Annotated in this window: 14 protein-coding genes; all 14 read left to right on the top strand. The window is 61.6% G+C overall.

Annotation, left to right across the window (positions count from 1 at the left end; translation table 11 throughout):
* The first annotated feature begins 9 nt into the window (after window positions 1–9).
* The 14 genes from fliT (at window position 10) to ACYYKW_RS13995 (ending at window position 14621) form a co-directional block, all read left to right on the top strand.
* Window positions 10–306 carry a flagellar protein FliT gene (fliT, locus tag ACYYKW_RS13930; protein ID WP_016771085.1) on the top strand — a complete coding sequence of 99 codons (297 nt, stop codon included), beginning with the start codon at window positions 10–12 and terminating at the stop codon, window positions 304–306.
* A gap of 172 nt (window positions 307–478) precedes the next feature.
* Window positions 479–1954, top strand: coding sequence for a sigma-54 dependent transcriptional regulator (locus tag ACYYKW_RS13935; RefSeq protein ID WP_090282351.1), 1476 nt, complete (start codon window positions 479–481; stop codon window positions 1952–1954).
* Window positions 1955–2064: 110 nt separating this feature from the next.
* Window positions 2065–3276 carry a sensor histidine kinase gene (locus tag ACYYKW_RS13940; RefSeq protein WP_336355172.1) on the top strand — a complete coding sequence of 404 codons (1212 nt, stop codon included), beginning with the start codon at window positions 2065–2067 and terminating at the stop codon, window positions 3274–3276.
* 5 nt (window positions 3277–3281) lie between these two features.
* Window positions 3282–4664 (top strand): sigma-54-dependent transcriptional regulator, encoded by a 1383-nt coding sequence (locus ACYYKW_RS13945; RefSeq protein ID WP_093103477.1) that lies wholly within the window; start codon window positions 3282–3284, stop codon window positions 4662–4664.
* Window positions 4665–4792: 128 nt separating this feature from the next.
* Window positions 4793–5122: a flagellar hook-basal body complex protein FliE gene (gene fliE / locus ACYYKW_RS13950; RefSeq protein WP_090282354.1), complete on the top strand. Its 330-nt coding sequence runs from the start codon at window positions 4793–4795 to the stop codon at window positions 5120–5122.
* Between the two features lie 15 nt (window positions 5123–5137).
* Entirely contained in the window at window positions 5138–6925 is a 1788-nt protein-coding gene (fliF, locus tag ACYYKW_RS13955) for a flagellar basal-body MS-ring/collar protein FliF (RefSeq protein WP_090282355.1), read from the top strand.
* The gene (gene fliG / locus ACYYKW_RS13960) at window positions 6918–7937 is read left to right on the top strand and encodes a flagellar motor switch protein FliG (RefSeq protein ID WP_016984305.1); all 1020 of its coding nucleotides are present in this window, start codon (window positions 6918–6920) and stop codon (window positions 7935–7937) included. Before fliF ends, fliG begins: the two co-directional genes overlap by 8 nt.
* Before the next feature lie 4 nt (window positions 7938–7941).
* Entirely contained in the window at window positions 7942–8748 is an 807-nt protein-coding gene (gene fliH / locus ACYYKW_RS13965; RefSeq protein ID WP_336355173.1) for a flagellar assembly protein FliH, read from the top strand.
* Window positions 8738–10096 (top strand): flagellar protein export ATPase FliI, encoded by a 1359-nt coding sequence (gene fliI / locus ACYYKW_RS13970; protein ID WP_093103468.1) that lies wholly within the window; start codon window positions 8738–8740, stop codon window positions 10094–10096. Before fliH ends, fliI begins: the two co-directional genes overlap by 11 nt.
* Before the next feature lie 6 nt (window positions 10097–10102).
* Window positions 10103–10552, top strand: a complete 450-nt coding sequence (gene fliJ / locus ACYYKW_RS13975) for a flagellar export protein FliJ (protein WP_090282358.1) — start codon at window positions 10103–10105, stop codon at window positions 10550–10552.
* Window positions 10553–10752: 200 nt separating this feature from the next.
* The gene (locus ACYYKW_RS13980; protein WP_203421220.1) at window positions 10753–11058 is read left to right on the top strand and encodes an STAS domain-containing protein; all 306 of its coding nucleotides are present in this window, start codon (window positions 10753–10755) and stop codon (window positions 11056–11058) included.
* 5 nt (window positions 11059–11063) lie between these two features.
* A complete protein-coding gene (locus ACYYKW_RS13985; RefSeq protein ID WP_464990378.1) occupies window positions 11064–12767 on the top strand; it encodes an ATP-binding SpoIIE family protein phosphatase in 1704 nt (567 codons plus the stop codon).
* A gap of 30 nt (window positions 12768–12797) precedes the next feature.
* Window positions 12798–13145 carry an Hpt domain-containing protein gene (locus ACYYKW_RS13990; protein ID WP_464990379.1) on the top strand — a complete coding sequence of 116 codons (348 nt, stop codon included), beginning with the start codon at window positions 12798–12800 and terminating at the stop codon, window positions 13143–13145.
* A gap of 105 nt (window positions 13146–13250) precedes the next feature.
* A complete protein-coding gene (locus ACYYKW_RS13995) occupies window positions 13251–14621 on the top strand; it encodes a flagellar hook-length control protein FliK (RefSeq protein WP_464990380.1) in 1371 nt (456 codons plus the stop codon).
* Window positions 14622–14623: the final 2 nt, after the last annotated feature.

Consider the following 14623-nt stretch of genomic DNA (forward strand, 5'->3'; position numbering starts at 1 on the left):
GAGAGCGTCATGAGTCTTGTATTGCAGCGAATTGCCGATACCCGTGAAGCGCTGGTCGGTGCTCTGGCCGAACGCAATTGGGAAGCCATCGGCGAGTTGGATCTGGCGTGCCGGTCCTGCATGGAAGACGTCATGGCGGAAGCCTCGCTGGACGAAGTCGCCTTGCGAGACAACCTCGAAGAGCTGCTGTTCGTTTACAAGGAGCTTCTCGAAGTGGCCATGGGCGAGCGGCAGGCGATAGCCAACGAGATGTCGCAGATCACCCAAGCGCAAAAAGCGGCCAAGGTTTACCATCTGTTTGGTTGATTAACCGTCAGTTAATCCAGGCATATGCGCCATAAATTTGACTGTGCACGGTTTTTTGACTTAACTAGTGGCTATTATCAGATTTAGGGCGTCTACAGGCACATGGTGTCCTGCAAGCGTCTCGCTTGCCCCATTTTTCGGGCATTGAGTTGACTAGGGAAGTTGCTATTGCATGTGGCGTGAAACCAAAATTCTGCTGATCGATGACGATAGCGTCCGCCGCCGCGACCTGGCGGTGATTCTGAATTTTCTTGGCGAAGAAAATTTACCCTGCGGCAGCCATGACTGGCAGCAGGCAGTCGGCTCTTTGTCGTCTAGTCGTGAGGTCATTTGCGTACTGATCGGGACCGTCAATGCTCCTGGTGCGCTTTTGGGCTTGTTAAAGACACTCTCAACCTGGGATGAGTTCCTTCCGGTTTTGTTGATGGGCGATAATTCTTCCGTTGACTTGCCTGAAGACCAGCGTCGGCGGGTGCTTTCCACCCTCGAGATGCCGCCCAGCTACAGCAAATTGCTCGATTCGCTGCACCGTGCCCAGGTCTATCGCGAGATGTATGACCAGGCCCGAGAGCGCGGTCGTCATCGCGAACCCAATCTGTTCCGCAGCCTCGTCGGCACCAGCCGGGCGATTCAGCATGTGCGTCAGATGATGCAGCAGGTCGCCGACACCGACGCCAGCGTGCTGATTCTCGGCGAGTCCGGCACCGGCAAGGAAGTGGTCGCGCGCAACCTGCATTACCATTCCAAACGCCGTGACGCGCCGTTCGTGCCGGTCAACTGCGGGGCGATCCCGGCAGAGCTGCTGGAAAGCGAACTGTTCGGCCACGAGAAGGGCGCTTTCACCGGGGCGATCACCAGCCGTGCCGGGCGCTTCGAGCTGGCCAACGGCGGTACGCTGTTCCTCGATGAAATCGGCGACATGCCGCTGCCGATGCAGGTCAAACTGCTGCGCGTGCTGCAGGAGCGCACCTTCGAGCGCGTCGGCAGCAACAAGACCCAGAGCGTCGACGTCCGGATCATTGCGGCGACGCACAAGAATCTCGAAACCATGATCGAGATCGGCAGCTTCCGCGAAGATCTCTACTACCGCCTGAACGTGTTCCCGATCGAGATGGCGCCGCTGCGTGAGCGCGTCGAAGACATCCCGTTGCTGATGAACGAACTGATCTCGCGCATGGAGCATGAAAAGCGCGGTTCGATCCGTTTCAATTCGGCAGCGATCATGTCGCTGTGCCGTCACGGCTGGCCGGGCAACGTCCGCGAACTGGCCAACCTCGTTGAGCGCATGGCGATCATGCACCCGTACGGGGTGATCGGCGTGGTCGAGTTGCCGAAGAAATTCCGCTACGTCGACGACGAAGACGAGCAGATGGTCGACAGCCTGCGCAGCGATCTGGAAGAGCGCGTGGCCATCAACGGCCACACGCCGGATTTCAGCGCCAACGCATTGCTGCCGCCAGAAGGTCTGGACCTCAAGGACTACCTCGGTGGTCTGGAGCAGGGTCTGATCCAGCAGGCGCTGGACGATGCCAACGGCATCGTGGCGCGGGCGGCGGAACGCCTGCGTATCCGTCGTACCACGCTGGTTGAGAAGATGCGCAAGTACGGCATGAGCCGGGCCGGAGGAGACGAACAGGCGGATGATTGACGCCTGTTTTGCAAGCGCTTCATTTATAAGCGCTTTTTTTTAGGCACGGGTATTGCTACAGCCCTCGCAACGTTCCGTTTCACTGACGGTCAGCCAAGCGAGAGAGCACAATGCCCCAAGCCGCCCAGATATCTTCTGCCTCCAATATCGTGGGGCAACCCTCGTCCGTAGAGCAGGCAAGCCGTCAGGGACTTGAGCAGGCGTTCGAGCTGTTCAACCAGATGTCCAGCCAGTTGACCGACTCCTACAGCATGCTTGAAGCGCGGGTGACCGAGCTCAAGGGTGAGCTGGCCGTGGTCAGCGCCCAGCGCATGCAGGAGCTGGCGGAAAAGGAACGCTTGGCCAACCGCCTGCAAAATCTTCTCGATCTGTTGCCCGGTGGCGTCATCGTCATCGACGGCCACGGCATTGTCTGCGAAGCCAATCCGGCCGCTATCGAATTGCTCGGCCTGCCGCTGGAAGGCGAGTTGTGGCGCCAGGTGATCGCCCGCTGCTTCGCACCGCGTGAAGACGACGGCCACGAAATCTCACTGAAAAACGGTCGACGCCTGTCGATTGCCACCCGCTCGCTGGATGCCGAGCCGGGGCAGTTGGTGCTGCTCAACGACCTGACGCAAACCCGTCATTTACAGGATCAACTGGCGCGCCACGAGCGTCTGTCGTCGCTCGGGCGCATGGTCGCTTCGCTGGCCCATCAGATTCGCACGCCGCTGTCCGCCGCGCTGCTGTATGCCAGTCATTTGACTGAGCAGGAGCTGCCGGTCGCCACGCAGCAGCGTTTCGCCGGACGCCTGAAAGAGCGCCTGCATGAGCTGGAGCACCAGGTGCGTGACATGCTGGTGTTCGCGCGCGGCGAGTTACCGTTGACCGATCGCCTCACCCCCAACGCGTTGATGCAGGCGCTGCAAGCCGCGGCGCTGACCCATGTGCAGGACTTGCCGATCCGCTGGCAATGCGACAGCCATGCCGGCGAGCTGCTGTGCAATCGCGACACGCTGGTCGGGGCGCTGTTGAACCTGATCGAAAACGCGATTCAGGCCAGTGCCGGCGCAGTCCGTCTGAAAGTCCACTGCTACACCCGCGACAACACGCTGCGCCTGAGCATCAGCGACAGTGGCAGCGGTATCGAACCGGTCGTGCTGGCGCGGCTTGGCGAACCGTTTTTCACCACTAAAGTCACCGGCACCGGCCTCGGCCTGACCGTGGTCAAGGCAGTGGCGCGGGCGCATCAGGGAGAATTGCGGCTGCGTTCGCGGGTCGGCCGCGGCACCTGCGCGCAGGTGATCCTGCCATTGTTTACTGCCGCACAAGGAGTTGAGTGACTGCCATGGGCATCAAGGTGTTGCTGGTCGAAGATGACCGTTCGTTGCGCGAAGCGCTGGCCGATACGCTGTTGCTGGCCGGGCACGATTACCGTGCGGTCGGGTGCGCCGAAGATGCATTGACGGCCGTGGCGCACGAAGCGTTCAGCCTGGTGGTCAGTGACGTCAATATGCCGGGAATGGATGGCCATCAATTGCTCGCACTGCTGCGCGCGCGTCAGCCGCAATTGCCGGTGCTGCTGATGACCGCCCACGGTGCGGTCGAGCGCGCCGTCGACGCGATGCGTCAGGGCGCGGCGGATTATCTGGTCAAGCCGTTCGAACCCAAGGCGCTGCTCGATCTGGTGGCGCGGCATGCGCTCGGCAGCATCGGTGGCGTTGAAGCTGAAGGGCCGATAGCCGTCGAGCCGGCCAGCGCGCAGTTGCTTGATCTCGCCGCGCGGGTGGCGCGCAGCGATTCCACGGTATTGATCTCCGGCGAATCCGGTACCGGTAAAGAAGTGTTGGCGCGCTACATTCATCAGCAATCGCACCGCGCCAATCAACCGTTCATTGCGATCAACTGCGCGGCGATCCCCGACAACATGCTTGAAGCGACGCTGTTCGGTCATGAGAAGGGATCGTTTACCGGCGCCATCGCCGCCCAGCCCGGCAAGTTCGAACAGGCCGACGGCGGCACCATTTTGCTCGATGAGATTTCGGAAATGCCCCTTGGCCTGCAAGCCAAGTTGCTGCGAGTGTTGCAGGAGCGTGAAGTCGAGCGCGTCGGCGCACGCAAGCCGATCACCCTGGATATCCGCGTGGTCGCCACGACCAACCGTGATCTGGCGGGCGAAGTGGCGGCGGGGCGCTTCCGTGAGGATCTGTTTTACCGCCTGTCGGTTTTCCCCCTGGCCTGGCGTCCACTTCGCGAGCGCACTGCCGATATCCTGCCGCTGGCAGAAAGATTGTTGGCCAAACACGTCAATAAAATGAAGCACGCCGCAGCAAGACTTTCGCCTGAAGCGCAAGCATGTCTCACGGCCTACCCATGGCCAGGCAATGTGCGTGAACTGGATAACGCCATTCAACGGGCGCTGATCCTGCAGCAGGGCGGGTTGATTCAGCCGCAGGATTTCTGCCTCGCTGGTGCGCTGCCGGTTGCAGCTTTGCCGGTCACTGCGCCGGCGATTCGAGAGCTTGAAGTCGAAGCGGATTCGTCCGGTGCGCTGGGCGATGACCTGCGCCGCCGGGAGTTTCAGATGATCATCGACACCCTGCGGGCCGAGCGCGGCCGACGCAAGGAAGCAGCGGAAAAACTCGGCATCAGCCCGCGTACCCTGCGCTACAAACTGGCGCAGATGCGCGATGCCGGAATGGACGTTGAAGGCTATCTGTTCGCCACCTGAATCAACGCGCTAACAATCAGAATGCTTTTCTCAAAGGGGTGCCCATTAGCTGGCACCCTTGTTGCTAATACCTGTGTACCCGCCGAGTGAAGTGTCAAAAAATTGCGGGCCGCCCAAGAGAGTAGACCATGAGCCAAGGTATTGAATTTAATCGGTTGATGATGGACATGCAGGCCATGAAAGTGGATGCCATGTCTGCGCGCAAATCGACCGCCGCTGTTCCTGAACTGGCGGGCAGCAGCTTTTCCGACATGCTCGGTCAAGCGATCAACAAAGTCAGCGATACCCAGCAGGCGTCGACTCAACTGGCCAACGCATTCGAGGTCGGCAAGAGCGGCGTCGATCTGACCGACGTGATGGTCGCGTCGCAGAAAGCCAGCGTGTCGTTCCAGGCTCTGACCCAGGTGCGCAACAAACTGGTTCAGGCGTATCAAGACATCATGCAGATGCCGGTATAAGGGCGAGATTGAGTCATGGCAGAAGCAGTCGCTGATAACGTTCCGGCCAAGGCCACCCCGATCGACGGTAAACCGCCGCTGTTCGGCCTGTCCTTTCTGGAAAACCTTTCCCAGATGACCGTGCTGCGTCAGGTCGGCCTGTTGGTCGGTCTGGCGGCGAGCGTGGCGATTGGCTTTGCCGTGGTGCTGTGGTCGCAGCAGCCGGATTACCGTCCTTTGTACGGCAGCCTCGCCGGCCTGGACGCCAAGCAGGTCATGGAAACCCTGGCCGCCGCTGACATCCCTTACAACGTAGAACCCAATTCCGGCGCCTTGCTGGTCAAGGCCGACGATCTGTCCCGTGCGCGGATGAAACTCGCAGCCGCTGGTGTCACTCCCAGCGACGGCAACATCGGTTTCGAAATCCTCGACAAGGAACAAGGTCTGGGCACCAGCCAGTTCATGGAAGCGACCCGTTATCGTCGCGGCCTCGAAGGTGAACTGGCGCGGACCATTTCCAGCCTGAACAACGTCAAGGGTGCCCGCGTGCACCTGGCGATTCCGAAAAGTTCGGTGTTCGTGCGTGACGAGCGCAAGCCGAGCGCTTCGGTACTGGTCGAGCTGTACAGCGGTCGTTCGCTGGAGCCTGGCCAGGTGGTAGCGATCATCAATCTGGTGGCGACGTCCGTTCCCGAGTTGAGCAAATCGCAGATCACTGTCGTCGATCAGAAGGGCAACCTGCTCTCCGATCAGGCGGAAAATTCCGAAATGACCATGGCCGGCAAGCAGTTCGATTACAGCCGCCGCATGGAAAGCATGCTCACCCAGCGCGTGCACAATATTCTGCAACCGGTACTGGGCAACGATCGCTACAAGGCTGAAGTCTCCGCCGACATCGATTTCAGTGCCGTCGAATCGACCGCCGAGCAGTTCAACCCGGATCAGCCTGCGTTGCGCAGCGAGCAGTCGGTCAACGAACAACGCACCGCCAGCAATGGCCCGCAAGGTGTGCCGGGTGCCCTGAGCAACCAGCCACCGTCGCCAGCCTCGGCACCGCAAACCACCGGCGGCGCTGCTGCTCCGGCGGGGATGATCCAGCCAGGTCAGCCATTGGTCGATGCCAACGGTCAGCAGATCATGGACCCGGCCACCGGCCAGCCGATGCTCGCGCCGTACCCGGCGGACAAGCGTCAACAATCCACCAAGAACTTCGAGCTCGACCGTTCGATCAGCCACACCAAACAGCAACAGGGCCGTCTCAATCGCCTGTCGGTGTCGGTGGTGGTCGACGATCAGGTCAAGGTCAATGCGGCCAACGGCGAAACCAGCCGTGCGCCGTGGACCGCCGACGAATTGGCGCGCTTCACCCGTCTGGTGCAGGACGCCGTTGGTTTCGACGCCAGCCGTGGCGACAGCGTCAGCGTGATCAACATGCCGTTCTCCGCCGAGCGCGGCGAAGTGATTGCCGATATTCCGTTCTACTCCCAGCCATGGTTCTGGGACATCGTCAAACAAGTGCTGGGTGTGTTGTTCATCCTGGTGCTGGTGTTTGGTGTGCTGCGTCCGGTGCTCAACAACATCACCGGCGGTGGCAAAGGCAAGGAGCTGGCCGGTCTGGGCAGCGACGTGGAACTCGGTGGCATGGGCGGCCTGGACGGCGAACTGGCCAACGACCGCGTAAGCCTCGGTGGTCCGCAGAGCATTCTGTTGCCGAGCCCGAGCGAGGGTTATGACGCGCAACTGAATGCAATCAAGAGTCTGGTAGCTGAAGACCCGGGTCGCGTGGCTCAGGTCGTGAAAGAGTGGATTAACGCAGATGAGTGATAACCGAGCCGCCACCCTCAAACTGACCAAGGTCGACAAAGCCGCGATTCTGCTGCTGTCCCTCGGTTCGACCGATGCTGCGCAAGTGCTGCGTCACATGGGCCCGAAAGAAGTGCAGCGGGTCGGCGTGGCCATGGCACAGATGGGCAATGTCCACCGCGAGCAGGTCGAACAGGTCATGAGCGAGTTCGTCGACATCGTCGGCGATCAGACCAGCCTCGGCGTCGGCTCCGACGACTACGTGCGCAAAATGCTCACCCAGGCGCTGGGCGAAGACAAGGCCAACGGCCTCATCGACCGCATCCTGCTCGGTGGCAACACCAGTGGCCTGGACAGCCTGAAATGGATGGAGCCGCGCGCGGTCGCCGACGTCATCCGTTACGAACACCCGCAGATCCAGGCGATCGTGGTCGCGTACCTCGACCCGGATCAGGCCGGTGAAGTGCTCGGCAACTTCGACCACAAGGTGCGTCTGGACATCATCCTGCGCGTCTCGTCGTTGAACACCGTGCAGCCCGCGGCATTGAAAGAGCTCAACCAGATTCTCGAGAAGCAGTTCTCCGGCAACTCGAATGCCTCGCGCACCACCCTGGGTGGCATCAAGCGTGCGGCCGACATCATGAACTTCCTCGACAGCTCGATCGAAGGTCAGCTCATGGACTCGATCCGCGAAGTCGACGAAGACCTGTCCGGTCAGATCGAAGACCTCATGTTCGTGTTCAACAACCTGGCGGACGTCGACGACCGCGGAATTCAGGCGCTGCTGCGCGAAGTGTCGTCCGACGTGTTGGTGCTGGCCCTCAAGGGTTCGGACGAAGGCGTCAAGGAAAAGATCTTCAAGAACATGTCCAAGCGTGCCGCCGAACTGTTGCGCGACGATCTCGAAGCCAAGGGCCCGGTGCGCGTCAGCGACGTCGAAACCGCGCAGAAGGAAATCCTCACCATCGCCCGCCGCATGGCCGAAGCCGGCGAGATCGTGCTCGGTGGCAAGGGCGGCGAGGAAATGATCTAAGCCCATGGACAAGCCTGACGAGTCTGTGACGGATCTGATCCGCGCCCGCGATGTTCGTGGTTTCGAATCCTGGGCGCTGCCCAGCTTCGACCCGCCAAAACCGGAACCCGAGCCCGAGCCGGAGCCCGAGCCGCCGGAAATGGAAGAAGTGCCGCTGGAAGAAGTCCAGCCACTGACCCTGGAAGAACTCGAAAGCATCCGCCAGGAGGCTTACAACGAGGGCTTCGCCATTGGCGAAAAGGAAGGTTTTCACAGCGCCACGCTGAAGGTGCGTCAGGAAGCCGAAGTGGCGCTGGCGGCGAAACTCGCCAGCCTCGAGCAACTGATGGCGCACCTGTTCGAGCCGATCGCCGAGCAAGACACGCAGATCGAAAAGTCGCTGGTCGACCTCGTGCAACACATCACCAAACAGGTGATCAAGCGCGAACTGGCGATCGATTCAAGCCAGATCGAACACGTCATGCGCGACGCTCTCAAGCTGTTGCCGCTGGGCGTCGACAACGTGCGCCTGTACGTCAATCCGCAGGATTTCGAACAGGCGAAAAGCCTGCGCGAGCGCCACGAAGAAACCTGGCGCATCGTCGAAGACGAAGCGCTGATGCCGGGTGGCTGCCGGGTTGAAACCGCGCACAGCCGCATCGATGCGAGCATCGAAACCCGCGTCGCGCAGGTCATGGACAAGCTGTTCGACCAGTTGCACGAGCAGGCTTTGCACCCGGCCGAGGCCGACCTGAGTCTGGACATCCCCGACGACATCAAGCCGACGGCTGCTGCTGAAGAGCCGCTCGCGGACCACCCCGATGCGCCTTGAACGCACCAGCTTCGCCAAGCGCCTGAGCACCTACGCCGAGGCCACCGAAATGGCCGGCGCGCCGATTCTCGAAGGGCGTCTGCTGCGCATGGTCGGCCTCACGCTCGAAGCCGAAGGCTTGCGCGCTGCCATGGGCACGCGCTGCCTGGTGATCAATGACGACAGCTATCACCCCTCGCAGGTCGAAGCGGAAGTCATGGGCTTTTCCGGCAGCAAAGTCTTTCTGATGCCGGTCGGCAGCGTCGCCGGGATTGCCCCGGGCGCCCGCGTGGTGCCGCTGGCCGAGACCGGTCGCTTGCCGATGGGCATGAGCATGCTCGGTCGCGTGCTCGATGGCGCCGGTCGCGCGCTGGACGGCAAGGGCGGCATGAAAGCCGAAGACTGGGTGCCGATGGATGGCCCGACGATCAACCCGCTCAACCGTGACCCGATCAGCGTGCCGCTGGACGTCGGTATCCGTTGCATCAACGGTTTGTTGACGGTCGGTCGAGGCCAGCGTCTGGGCCTGTTCGCAGGTACCGGCGTCGGTAAGTCGGTACTGCTGGGCATGATGACGCGCTTCACCGAAGCCGACATTATTGTCGTCGGCCTGATCGGCGAGCGGGGTCGCGAAGTCAAGGAATTCATTGAGCACAGCCTGGGGGAAGAAGGCCTCAAGCGTTCCGTGGTGGTGGCCTCACCGGCGGACGATGCGCCGCTGATGCGTCTGCGCGCGGCGATGTACTGCACGCGCATCGCCGAGTATTTTCGCGACAAGGGCAAGAATGTCCTGTTGCTGATGGACTCGCTGACCCGTTTCGCCCAGGCTCAACGGGAGATCGCCCTGGCCATCGGCGAGCCGCCAGCGACCAAGGGTTATCCGCCATCGGTATTTGCCAAGCTGCCGAAACTGGTCGAGCGGGCCGGTAACGCAGAGAAGGGCGGCGGCTCGATCACCGCGTTCTACACCGTGCTTTCCGAGGGTGACGACCAGCAGGACCCGATTGCCGACTCGGCGCGAGGCGTGCTCGACGGCCACATCGTGCTGTCCCGGCGCCTGGCCGAGGAAGGGCACTACCCGGCCATCGATATCGAAGCGTCGATCAGCCGGGTGATGCCGGCGGTGGTCTCGCCGGAACACATGCAGCGTGCGCAGTATTTCAAACAATTGTGGTCGCGCTATCAGCAGAGCCGCGACCTGATCAGCGTTGGCGCCTACGTCGCCGGCGGCGATCGCGAGACCGATCTGGCGATTTCCCTGCAACCGCAACTGGTCCGCTATCAGCGCCAGGGCCTCAACGACAAGATCACCATGGGCGAAAGCCAGGCCTACCTCGAGACCTTGTTCGCTCCGGCGGCGGGCGGGTAAGCGGTTATGGCCGTCAGCCGCGCCGCGCGCCTGGCACCGGTGGTGGAAATGGCCGAGAAGGCCGAGAAAACCGCCGTGCAACGCATGGCTTATTTTCAGGGGCAGGTGACAGTCGCCGAGAGCAAGCTCGCCGACCTCAATGCCTTTCGTCTGGATTACTCGCAGCAATGGATCGTGCGCGGCAGCACCGGCGTGTCCGGTCAATGGCTGCTCGGGTTTCAGGGCTTTCTGGCGCAGCTCGACACCGCCGTCGACCAGCAGCGCCAGAGTCTGGTCTGGCACCAGAACAACCTCGACAAGGCACGCAATGAGTGGCAACAGGCGTTCGCTCGCGTCGAGGGTTTGCGCAAACTGGTCCAGCGTTATCGCGACGAGGCGCAGCGTCTGGAAGACAAGCGCGAGCAGAAGTTACTGGATGAATTGTCCCAGCGCCTGCCGCGGCGTGATGCCTTCTAGGATCACCGCTGAACCCCTAGGAGCGAGCCTGCTCGCGAAAGCGCAGTGTCAGTCAACCCTGTAGTCAACTGACAGGATGCTTTCGCGAGCAGGCTCGCTCCCATACTTGTTCCCACATAGGATCAACCGTTGCGCCTTGCCCCATCACCATCCAGGTGCTAAACCTTGTACAGGTTCGTCAATGACAAGGAAGCCAGTCAATGTCAGTCGTTACAGAAGTATCACCCGATGGTCAGAAACTCACGATCGCGATCAAGGGGCGGTTCGATTTCGGTCGCCATCAGGAATTTCGCGAGTCGTATGAAAGGCTCAATACCAAACCGGAGTCCATCGTTGTCGACCTGAAAGAAGCGACCTACCTCGACAGCTCGGCGCTGGGCATGCTGCTCCTGCTGCGCGATCACGCCGGCGGCGACGAGGCGGATATCCGTGTGGTCAATAGCAGCTCCGACGTGAAGAAAATCCTCGCGATCTCCAACTTCGACAAACTGTTCGACATCAGTTGACGCCCATGCAGGCGCAAGAGCCGCTGACCGTGCTGATCGCCGAAGACAGCGCCGCCGATCGGTTGCTGCTGTCGACCATCGTCCGTCGTCAGGGCCATCACGTGCTGACAGCAGCGAACGGTGCCGAGGCGGTCGACACCTTCAAGCGGCAACATCCTGATCTGGTCCTGATGGACGCGCTGATGCCGGTGATGGACGGCTTCGAAGCCGCGCGCCTGATCAAGGCACTGGCAGGCGAGACGCTGGTACCCATCATTTTCCTCACCTCGCTGACCGAAAGCGAAGCGTTGGTCCGCTGCCTGGAGGCGGGCGGTGACGACTTTCTGGCGAAGCCGTACAACCAGGTGATCCTCGCCGCCAAAATCAAGGCAATGGATCGCTTGCGTCGTTTGCAGGCAACGGTCCTGCAGCAACGCGACCAGATTGCCCGACACCACGATTATCTGCTCAACGAACAGCGCGTCGCCAAAGCGGTGTTCGACAAGGTCGCGCATTCCGGTTGCCTGAGCGCGCCGAACATTCGGTATCTGCAATCGCCCTACGCGCTGTTCAACGGAGACCTGCTGCTGGCGGCCTACACACCGGCCGGTGACATGCACGTCATGCTCGGTGACTTCACTGGCCACGGCTTGCCGGCGGCGGTCGGGGCGATGCCGCTGGCCGAAGTGTTTTACGGGATGACCGCCAAAGGCTACGGCCTGGCTGAAACCCTGCGTGAGATGAACGCCAAGCTCAAGCGCATTCTGCCGGTGGACATGTTCTGCTGCGCCACACTGCTCTGTTTGAGTTTCCAGAGCCGTTCGGTGGAGGTGTGGAATGGCGGCATGCCGGACGGTTATCTGCACCGCATGGCCACCGGCGAGCGGGTGCCGTTGCCATCCGGACATTTACCGCTGGGCATTCTCAGCGCCGAGACCTTCGACGACCGCACCGACGTGTATCCGATGGCCATCGATGATCGGGTGTTCCTGTTGTCGGACGGGGTCATCGATACCGGCGATGGCAATGACCAGTTGTTCGGCGTCGAGCGCTTGCAGCAGGTGTTCGCCGCCAATCGACAGGCAGATCGCTTGTTCGAGGACATCGAGCAAGCGCTGCGCGATTTCGGTGGCGAGGCGCGTGACGACGTCAGCATGGTCGAGGTCAGCCTGCTCGAATCTGCGCCGGGGCAAAATCTGGCGCCGGTCTATTCCGACAGCGGGCAATCGAGCCCGCTGGACTGGTCGGTGAGTTTCGAATTCCGTGGTGCCACGCTCAAGCGCTTCAATCCTTTGCCGTATCTGTTGCAACTGTTGCAGGAGGTGCACGGGCTGCGCACGCAAAGTGGCGCGCTCTACAGCGTGCTGGCCGAGTTGTATTCCAACGCGCTGGAGCATGGCGTGCTCGGCCTGGACTCCAGCCTCAAGCGCGATGCGGCGGGTTTTGCGCTTTATTATCAGCAACGCAATGACCGCCTCGAAGCGCTGCAGGATGGATTTGTCCGGGTGCATCTGCAGGTGCATCCGCGCGGCGCGGGTGGTGCTCTGGTGATTCGGGTCGAGGACAGCGGCAAGGGTTTCGATGTAGCCAGGGTCATGGAGCGGCCGCTGGAAGGGCTCCGTCTGTCGGGTCGCGGTGTCGGTCTGGTCCGGCAATTGGGGCATAACGCCTGTTGGACGGACCAAGGTCGTAGTGCCTGCGTGGAGTTTTTCTGGGGGATTGAGGCATAATCCGCGCATTCTTGATCAAGGAGTGAGCAAGTGACTGACCCACATGTAGATCGCGACGTTCTCGACACCTTGCGTGAGGTGATGGAGGACGGCTATCCGGAGTTGCTGGAGACTTTTCTGGCAGATTCGCAAAGCCGCCTGCACGAGTTGCACGACAGCACCAGCGCCAAAGCTTTGTCTGATGTCGCCCACAGCTTCAAGGGCAGCGCCAGCAACATGGGCGCCATCCGGCTGGCTGCGTTGTGCCAGGACCTGGAGTCGAACGCCAGGGAGAAAAGCCCGGAAGCGCTCGCTCAACTGGTTGCCGATATCCATTCTGAATTCGCCGACGTACGCCCGGTGTACGAAAACGAAAAGCACCACACCCACAGCCACTAAAGCTGCCGTCCGGCGCTTTTCGCAAGTGCCTGGCCAAACTGGCCCGGCACTTGCAGTCAACATGCTCAACTGTACCTACGATCCCAGTGCAGCGGAGACCGTTTCATGCCTGCGACCCCCAACATCCTCATTCAGAACGCCGCTCAGGCCAAGGCGCAAGCCGCCTCGGCCAAAACGCCGGCAATGGCCGCAGACACCGGGGATAAAGCCTCCAGCTTCGCCAAAGTATTTGCCGATCAGGGCTCGAACAAGCCCGTCGCCAACGCTGACAATTCGCCCAAACCGGCGCGCGACAAGGTCGCCGATAGCAGCGGCAAGAAAGACCTCGGCAAGGATCCGTCTGCCGCTGCGCAGCCGGCGGTTGCCGATAGCGGCAACGACTTGCCTGCCGATAAAGCCGCAGCCAGCGATGATACTTCCGCCGATAGCGATGCCAACTCCGACGCTCCGCAGACTCCAGTCGTAGAAGCTCCGCCGGTTGATCCTGCGCTGGATCCGGCATTGGTTGCCGCTGCGCAACCGCTGATCGCCGCGCCTGTCATGCAGGCGCCGGCCGTCGTCGCCACTGCGCAGCCGGAAACCGAGACGCCTGCATTGGCCGCTCTGCCGGGCATGGTCAAAGATCCGGCGGTTACCTCCGCCAGCGATTTCGATCCGTCCGCCGACCCGCTCGATTCGCTGCCGGCCGTGCGCATGGCGATGGAGCAGGGCGGGCATATTTCCGCCGCCAGCCAGGCGCAACCGAAAGCCTCACCGGCTCAGGCTCAGGCCGACGGTGAATTGACTGCGGCACAAAACTTCGCGGCCGGCATGGCCAGCATGCTCGACGTGCAATCCGACAAGGACAGCACCAGCCAGGGCGGCGAGAAAGCGTTCAGCGGCTTGATCGACGACGGCCTCAAGGACCTGACATCAGCGACCAGCGATACCCGCGTCGATGACTTCGCCAACCGCTTGGCGGCACTGACCCAGGCCGCCACGCCGAAGACCGCCAATGCATTGCCGGTGAATCAACCGATCGCCATGCACCAGAGCGGTTGGACTGAAGAAGTGGTCAACCGCGTCATGTATCTGTCGAGTGCCAACCTCAAAGCGGCGGACATTCAGCTGCAACCGGCCGAACTCGGGCGTCTGGACATCCGCGTGAACATGGTCCCGGACCAGCAGACGCAGGTGACGTTCATGAGTGCGCACCCAAGCGTACGTGAGGCGCTGGACAGCCAGATGCATCGCCTGCGCGACATGTTCAACCAGCAGGGCATGGGCCAGGTCGACGTCAATGTCGCCGACCAGAACCGTGGCTGGCAGGGCCAGCAAGGCCAAGAACAGGCGCAGCAGGGCCAGAGCGGCCGCACCAGTGCTGCCGGCGGTCGCCTTGATGCGGTGGACGAAGAACTGCCACCGGCCAGCGTCGCTGAAGTGGCCGCTCAGACCACCAGCGTGATTGGCAGCAGCGCGGTTGATTATTACGCCTGATC

Source organism: Pseudomonas sp. 15C, from assembly GCF_055484735.1.